This window comes from Acidovorax sp. GW460-11-11-14-LB4 (assembly GCF_059423685.1).
Window position 1 is genome coordinate 44,558 of the sequence record NZ_JBWKYJ010000030.1, and the last position, 6,374, is coordinate 50,931.

Annotated in this window: 5 protein-coding genes; 3 read left to right on the forward strand and 2 right to left on the reverse strand. The window is 69.2% G+C overall.

Features of this window, described 5'->3' with window-relative positions:
• Positions 1–100 precede the first annotated feature (100 nt).
• Positions 101–1,021: a LysR family transcriptional regulator gene (locus tag AC07X4_RS12790; protein WP_494740254.1), complete on the reverse strand. Its 921-nt coding sequence runs from the start codon at positions 1,019–1,021 to the stop codon at positions 101–103.
• 199 nt (positions 1,022–1,220) lie between these two features.
• On the opposite strand from AC07X4_RS12790, the gene AC07X4_RS12795 reads away from it, so the two are divergent.
• Genes AC07X4_RS12795 through AC07X4_RS12805 form a run of 3 tightly spaced genes read left to right on the forward strand, consistent with a single transcriptional unit; the run spans position 1,221 to position 5,140 of the window.
• Positions 1,221–2,234: a porin gene (locus tag AC07X4_RS12795; protein WP_288851491.1), complete on the forward strand. Its 1,014-nt coding sequence runs from the start codon at positions 1,221–1,223 to the stop codon at positions 2,232–2,234.
• Between the two features lie 25 nt (positions 2,235–2,259).
• Complete coding sequence (locus AC07X4_RS12800; RefSeq protein WP_494740258.1) at positions 2,260–3,225, forward strand: Bug family tripartite tricarboxylate transporter substrate binding protein; 966 nt, start codon at positions 2,260–2,262, stop codon at positions 3,223–3,225.
• Positions 3,226–3,238: 13 nt separating this feature from the next.
• Positions 3,239–5,140, forward strand: coding sequence for a CocE/NonD family hydrolase (locus AC07X4_RS12805; RefSeq protein ID WP_494740255.1), 1,902 nt, complete (start codon positions 3,239–3,241; stop codon positions 5,138–5,140).
• A 22-nt stretch (positions 5,141–5,162) separates the two neighbouring features.
• On the opposite strand, the gene AC07X4_RS12810 is transcribed toward AC07X4_RS12805, so the two are convergent.
• Positions 5,163–6,020, reverse strand: coding sequence for a phosphatase PAP2 family protein (locus AC07X4_RS12810; RefSeq protein ID WP_494740256.1), 858 nt, complete (start codon positions 6,018–6,020; stop codon positions 5,163–5,165).
• Positions 6,021–6,374 lie beyond the last annotated feature (354 nt).

The following is a 6,374-nucleotide window of genomic DNA, read 5'->3' on the forward strand; positions in this document are numbered from 1 at the left end:
CTGCGGCGCCTTCCCCCTCTCTCGCTGCGCGGGAGGGGGACGCACCCGGTGGCCTGGCGAGGCCAGTTCCACGGGTGCACAAGCGAGGGGCGTGCCAGTTTCAGAGAGCTGAAGGCAATGCCACGGCGGGGGACGGTGCTTCCATCGCCTCCACCAGCAGCCGGGTGAAGGTGTCGTGCAGCGGCGAGTTCGTCGCGTTGGCCACCGTGGCGATGCCCAGCTGGTAGGCGATGCGGGGCCTGAACGGGCGCGACGTGATCGCCTCGTACGGGCAGTGCTGCGCCAGCAAGGCGTTCACGATCGAGACCCCGAGCCCTTGGGCCACGTGGGCGCAGGCCTCGCTGATGGAGTGCACCTCCAGCGCCACGCGCGGCTGCACGCGCCGCTGGCGAAAGGCCATGTCGATGTCGTGGCGGATCTGCCGCTGGCGCCCCAGCAGGATCAGGCTGACGTCGATCAGGTCGGTGGGGCTGACCTCTGCCAGGCCCTCGAGTGCATGGCCTCGGGGCATGATGCACACGGCTTCGGAGTCCAGGCCGGCGCGGGTGCTCAGTCCCTGCATTTCCATGGGCAGGCGCACCAGGCCGATGTCCGCATCGCGACTCAGCAGCGCGCGCTCGGTGTCGTTGTACGAGCCTGACAGCACCTCCAGCACCACGTCCGGGTGCGCCTGCATGAAGCGCTTGGCCAGCACCGGCATGAGCGTGGTGGCCAGCGTGCTGGGCACCGCCACCTTCAGCAGGCGCCGCTTGAAGCCGCCCAGACGCAACTGTTCGGCATGGCGGCGAAAGCACTGCGCCGAGTCCATCAGCACCTGGGCGTCGTGCAGCAGCGCATGGGCTTCGGCCGTGGGGCTCAGGCGGCCTTTTTCGCGCACGAACAAACGCAGGGCCAGGTCCTCCTCCAGCTGCGCCAGCAAGCGGCTGATGGCGGGCTGCGACAGCCCCATGCGCTCGGCCGCGCCGGTGGTGGAGCCGCTGAGCATGATGGCCTGGAAGGCCTCGAGTTGCTTGAAGTTCATGGGGTGGAAAAGGGGCAGACGTTCGGGTATGCAGGCAGCCAGCCTGCATCTTTGCACTGCTGCCACCCCAGCGCAAACCTGCGGTCTATTGCATAGGGTCATCAGCGTTCGTCATAGCGTTGTGGCCGAGCACCTGGCTCCACAGAATCGGCGGCGTCATCAGCCAACCTGGCACCACCCCTTCAAGGAGCAAGATTTCATGAGGCGCTCATTTCCCTTCGCGCTGGCCGCCTGCGGCCTTTCCGTTTCGGCTGCGGGGCCCGCTGCCGCACAGGACCTGCAGGTCTATGGCCAGGTGCGGCTCACCGTCAACAATGTCAAGACCGGCAACACCGGTTCCGTCACGGAAGAGCGCGACAACGCATCCCGCCTGGGCTTTCGCGGCAAGGAAGACCTGGGCGATGGCCTGGCCGCGTTGTTCGGCCTGGAGATGGGGCTCGAAGCCGACTCCGGCGCCGCCACCACGCCAGCGTTTCGCAACAGCTATGCCGCCTTGCGCGGCAGCCTGGGCACGGTGGCGCTGGGGCGGCTCGACTCCGCCAACCCGACCGGTTCGCCGCTGTACTCGCAAGTCACGCGCATCACATCGTTCGCCGCCAACGATGCCGGGGCCACGGCCATCGGCACCTCCATCCTGAACGCACGCAACCGCACGTCCAACGCCATCGGCTACCAAAGCCCCACCTGGGGCGGCGTCAACCTGCGGGCGCGCTACTACCTGCGCGGCGATGCCAAGACGCCCGAGCAGGAAAACGGCGCCAAGTCGCTGGACCTGGGCCTCAACTATGCCGACGGGCCCTGGTCGGCAGGCATCGGCTACGGCAAGGACACGCGCCCCGGTGGACTGCTGGCCAACGAGTTCTCGAGCAAATGGCAGGCCGGCGTGCGCTACGACTTCGGCGCGATCGAGCCCTATGTGCTGCTGGGCCGCGATACGTACGCCAGGACGTCGGCCACCACCCGCGCCGATGTGGACTACTGGCTGGTGGGCACCCGCTTTTCAGCTGGCCAGCACGCCATCGTGGTCAACGTGATGCAGCGCGATGTGCAGGCGTCGCTGCGCGGCCTGCGCAAGCGCCAGCAGGTAGCCTATACCTATGCCCTGTCCAAACGCACCGAGCTGCAGGCCTTCATCGACCGCGACGGCGTCGATTCGAGCCGCAGCAATGTGTCCGTGCGCGCCATTGGCGCGGGAGTTCGCCATGATTTCTGATAACAAGCACCGCATGATTCCCTGGATGTCCCGCATTCCGAAAACGCTCGCGCTGTTGTGTTCCTTCATGCTGTGCCACCCGCTGATCGCGGGCGCGGCCGAGTTCCCCGAGAAGCCCGTGCGCATCGTGATTCCGTTTCCGGCAGGGGCAGCTGCGGACACGGCCATGCGCGTGGTGGCACGCAAGATGTCGGACCAGTGGCGGCAGCCTGTCGTCATCGACAACCGGCCCGGTGCGCACGGCTTCCAGGCGGTCTCCTCGGCGCCGGCCGACGGGTACACGCTGCTGATGGGCGCAGGTTCCGGCATGGTGACGGCGCCGCTGCTGTCCAGCAAGCTCACGTACAACCCGTCGCGCGACTTCGTGCCGGTGGGGCGGGTGGTGGTCAACGTGCCCATCCTCACCACACACCCAAGCCTGCAGGTTCGCACGGTGCAGGAGCTCATCGAGCTGGCGCGCAAGAACCCCGGCGGCCTGAACTACAGCACCAGCGGCAACGGCAGCCCGGGGCATTTGTCGATGGAGATGTTCCAGGCGGCCACCGGCACGCGCATGGTGCAGATCCCGTACAAGGGCGGCGGCCCGGCGGTGAACGAGCTGGCGGGCGGGCATGTGCAGCTGGGCATCAATGCAGTGCCCAGCGTGGCGGCTCATATCAAGGCGGGCAAGCTGGTGCCGCTGGCGGTGGCCAGCGCCAAGCGCTCGCGCGCCTTCCCGCAGGTGCCGACCATGGCCGAGGCGGGGCTCAAGGACTTCGAGTACGACATCTGGTACGCCCTGTTCGCGCCCACCGGCACGCCGGCGGATGCGGTGCAAAAAATCAGCAAGGTGCTGCGCGCCTCGCTGGCCGACGCGGAGGTGACCGCCTCGCTGGTGGCGCAGGGTGCGGAGCCCGCGCCCACCACGCCGCAGGAGCTCGGCCGCTTCATCCAGGAAGACACAGCGCGCTGGGCCAAGCTGGTCAAGGACCGCAACCTCAAGCTCGACTGAGGCAGGACCTTCCATGACCACGATGATGAATCCAATGGCGCCGTCTGCCGCCCCGGCCGGTGTGGGCGGGGTGGTGCGGCACACCTGCCGGGTGCCCATGCGCGACGGTGTGCACCTGGCCACCGATGTGTATCTGCCGGCCGGTCACACCGGCCCCCTGCCGGTGCTGCTGGAGCGCACACCCTACGGCAAGGACGAACCCACCCGGCGCGAGCGCACCGCCGCCGACCCCGCACCCCTGCGGCGCGGCGAGGTGGCCGAGCGGTTTGCCCGCGAGGGCTACGCGGTGGTGGTGCAGGACTGCCGGGGCCGCTTCGACTCCGAAGGGCAGTTCACCAAGTACCTGGGCGAGGCCCACGACGGCGCCGACACCATGGCGTGGATCGTGGCGCAGCCCTGGTGCAACGGCGCCGTGGGCACCTACGGGCTGTCGTATGCGGCCCATACCCAGACGGCGCTGGCCAGCCAGCGGCCCGCCGGGCTCAAGGCCATGTTTCTCGAATGCGGCGGCTTTGCCAATGCCTACCGGGGCGGCATCCGCCATGGGGGCGCTTTCGAGCTCAAGCAGGCCGTGTGGGCCCTGCGCAATGCGCGCAGCGGCAGCAACAGCCTGAGCGACGCCGCGCGCCAGGCGCTCGATCAGGCCGACATCGGCGAGTGGTTCTTGCGCCTGCCCTGGACGCGCGGCGACTCGCCGCTGCAGTGGGCGCCCGAGTACGAGGACTATCTCTTCGGCCAGTGGGAGCGCGGCAGCTTCGACGACCATTGGCGCCAGCCCGAGCTGTATGCGGCAGGCCACTACGGCGCCTTCGAAGGCGTGGCCGTGATGCTGATGTGCGGCTGGTGGGACCCCTATGCGCAGACCACGACCGACAACTACCTCGGACTCTCGCAGCGCGGACAGGGCGATGTGCGCATGGTGCTGGGCCCCTGGACGCATGGCGAGCGCAGCGTGCCGTACGCGGGCGATGTGGACTTCGGCCGCGATGCGGTGCTGGATGGCACGCTTGCACCCGACTACTTGCACATGCGGCTCGCGTGGTTCAACCACTGGCTGCGCGGGCAGCCGCTGCCCGCGGGGCAGGACGATGCCGTGCGCTACTTCCGCATGGGCGGGGGCACGGGGCGGCGCACGCCGCAAGGCCGGCTCGACCATGGCGGCGTCTGGCGCAGCGCGGCCCGCTGGCCTGTACCGGCGACCACGCTGGTGCCCTGGTACCTCGCGCCGGGCGGGCTGCTGTCGCAGTCCGTACCGCAGGCCGAGGCCCAGACCGGTTTTTGCTTCGACCCCGCAAGGCCGGTACCCACCATCGGGGGCTCCGTCACCTCGGGCGAACCGCTGATGGTGGCCGGTGCCTACGACCAGCGCACGCACGACGGGCTGTTCGGTGCGCGGGCGCCGTTCGGGCCGCTGGCCGGCCGGGACGACGTGCTGGTGTTCCAGACGCCGCCGCTCGACGGCGATGTGGAGATCACCGGGCCGGTGACCATCGCGCTGTGGGTGTCGTCCACCGCACCCGACACCGACTTCACGGCCAAGCTGATCGACCAGTACCCGCCCAGCGAGGACTACCCCGAGGGGTATGCGATGAACCTGACTGACGGCATCCTGCGCTGCCGCTACCGCGACTCGTGGGAGGAGCCGGGGCTGATGGCGCCTGGCGAAGTGGTGGAGATCACCATTGAGCCCATGCCCACGTCCAACCTCTTCCGCCGGGGCCATCGGATACGGCTCGACATCTCGAGCAGCAACTTCCCGCGGTTCGACGTCAACCCCAACACCGGCGCTCCGGAGGGCAGTGCGGGGCCACGGGTGGTGGCGTTCAACACCGTGCACATGGGGCCGGGGCGTGCGTCCTGTGTGGTCTTGCCGATGCAGCCCATGGCGTCTGCCGAGGACTCCCCCGCGCGGTGACCCAGGGCGCCCGGGCGGCGGCTCAGCGGCGCGTCGCCGGGGGGGGGGGCGCCGCGCCACGCCAGCGCGACACGCTCTCCATGATCAGCACCGTGCACACCATCCACGTGCCGCCCAGCAGCCAGCCTGCCAGCACATCACTGGCGTAATGCACGTGCAGCACCACACGGCTCCAGCCGGTGGTGAAGATCAGCGCGCCAGCCAGCACCACCGCAGGCAGGTGCCAGGCGCGGGGCAATAGCCGCGTGGCCAGGTAGGCCAGCATGGCATAGGCCACCATCGATGCGCTGCTGTGCCCACTGGGAAAGCTGTAGCCGCTGGCCTCGGCGATGCCGTGCGTGTGCTCGGGCCGCACGCGCTCGAACAGACGCTTCAGCACTTTGGTCAACGCGCCGTTGCCCGCCATGGCCACCAGCCAGCCGGTGGCCAGCAGGCGGTGCCGGCGCAGCCACAGCAGGGCGGCCACGCCCAGCGCCAGCGCGGTCAGCACCCAGGTGTCGCCCAGGTGGGTGAGGGTGGCAAACCATTGCAGTACGGCGGCCGGTGCCTGTGCTTGCAGGCTGGCGGCCAGTGCGTCGTCCAGGGCGCCCCAGTACCCTTGGGCGCTCCCGCTTTCGGCCAGCTCTGCCAGGGTGGCTCCCGCCAGCACCAGCGTGCAGGCCGAGGCCGCCATGGCCGCCACCAGCACCCAGCGGGCCTGGGGCGGAAACACGCGGCCCAGCGGCGCGCCCACATGCTGCCGCAGGCTGCGCAAGCCGGTCAACGCGGCGGTGCCCAGCAGGGCAAACGCCACTGCGCCAGCCATCCACCAGCCCAGGGGGTGCTGCGCCAGCAGGGCGCCCAGGTCGGTGGCAGCCAGGGCGCTGGAGGTCGTTGTCATGGGGATCGCGGGTCCTTTCTCTTTTGCTGCACCCGCAACGTGCAGGGGCTCAGTGACAGAAGCCGGGGTTGTACTGAAGTTCCCAGCATCCCGCCGTGCGGTGGGTGTATTGGGGCCTGCGAACCTGCCCACAGCGCGGTTGTCGGCGCTGGCTGACAGGAGCAAGGGGTGGTTACCGGCTGCGCCGCGCGTGATGGCTTGTCACCATGGAGTGCCCTGCAGTCCGTACGGGCTTGCCGGTGGTGGGGTGGCCTGTGGGTCTGCCCGGCCGCTGCGATTTGTTTTGCGCGCTGTGGGGTTGCTCTTGTTTGTTGCAGAGTTTTTGCATGACACCTTCGGAACACACCCTTCCCC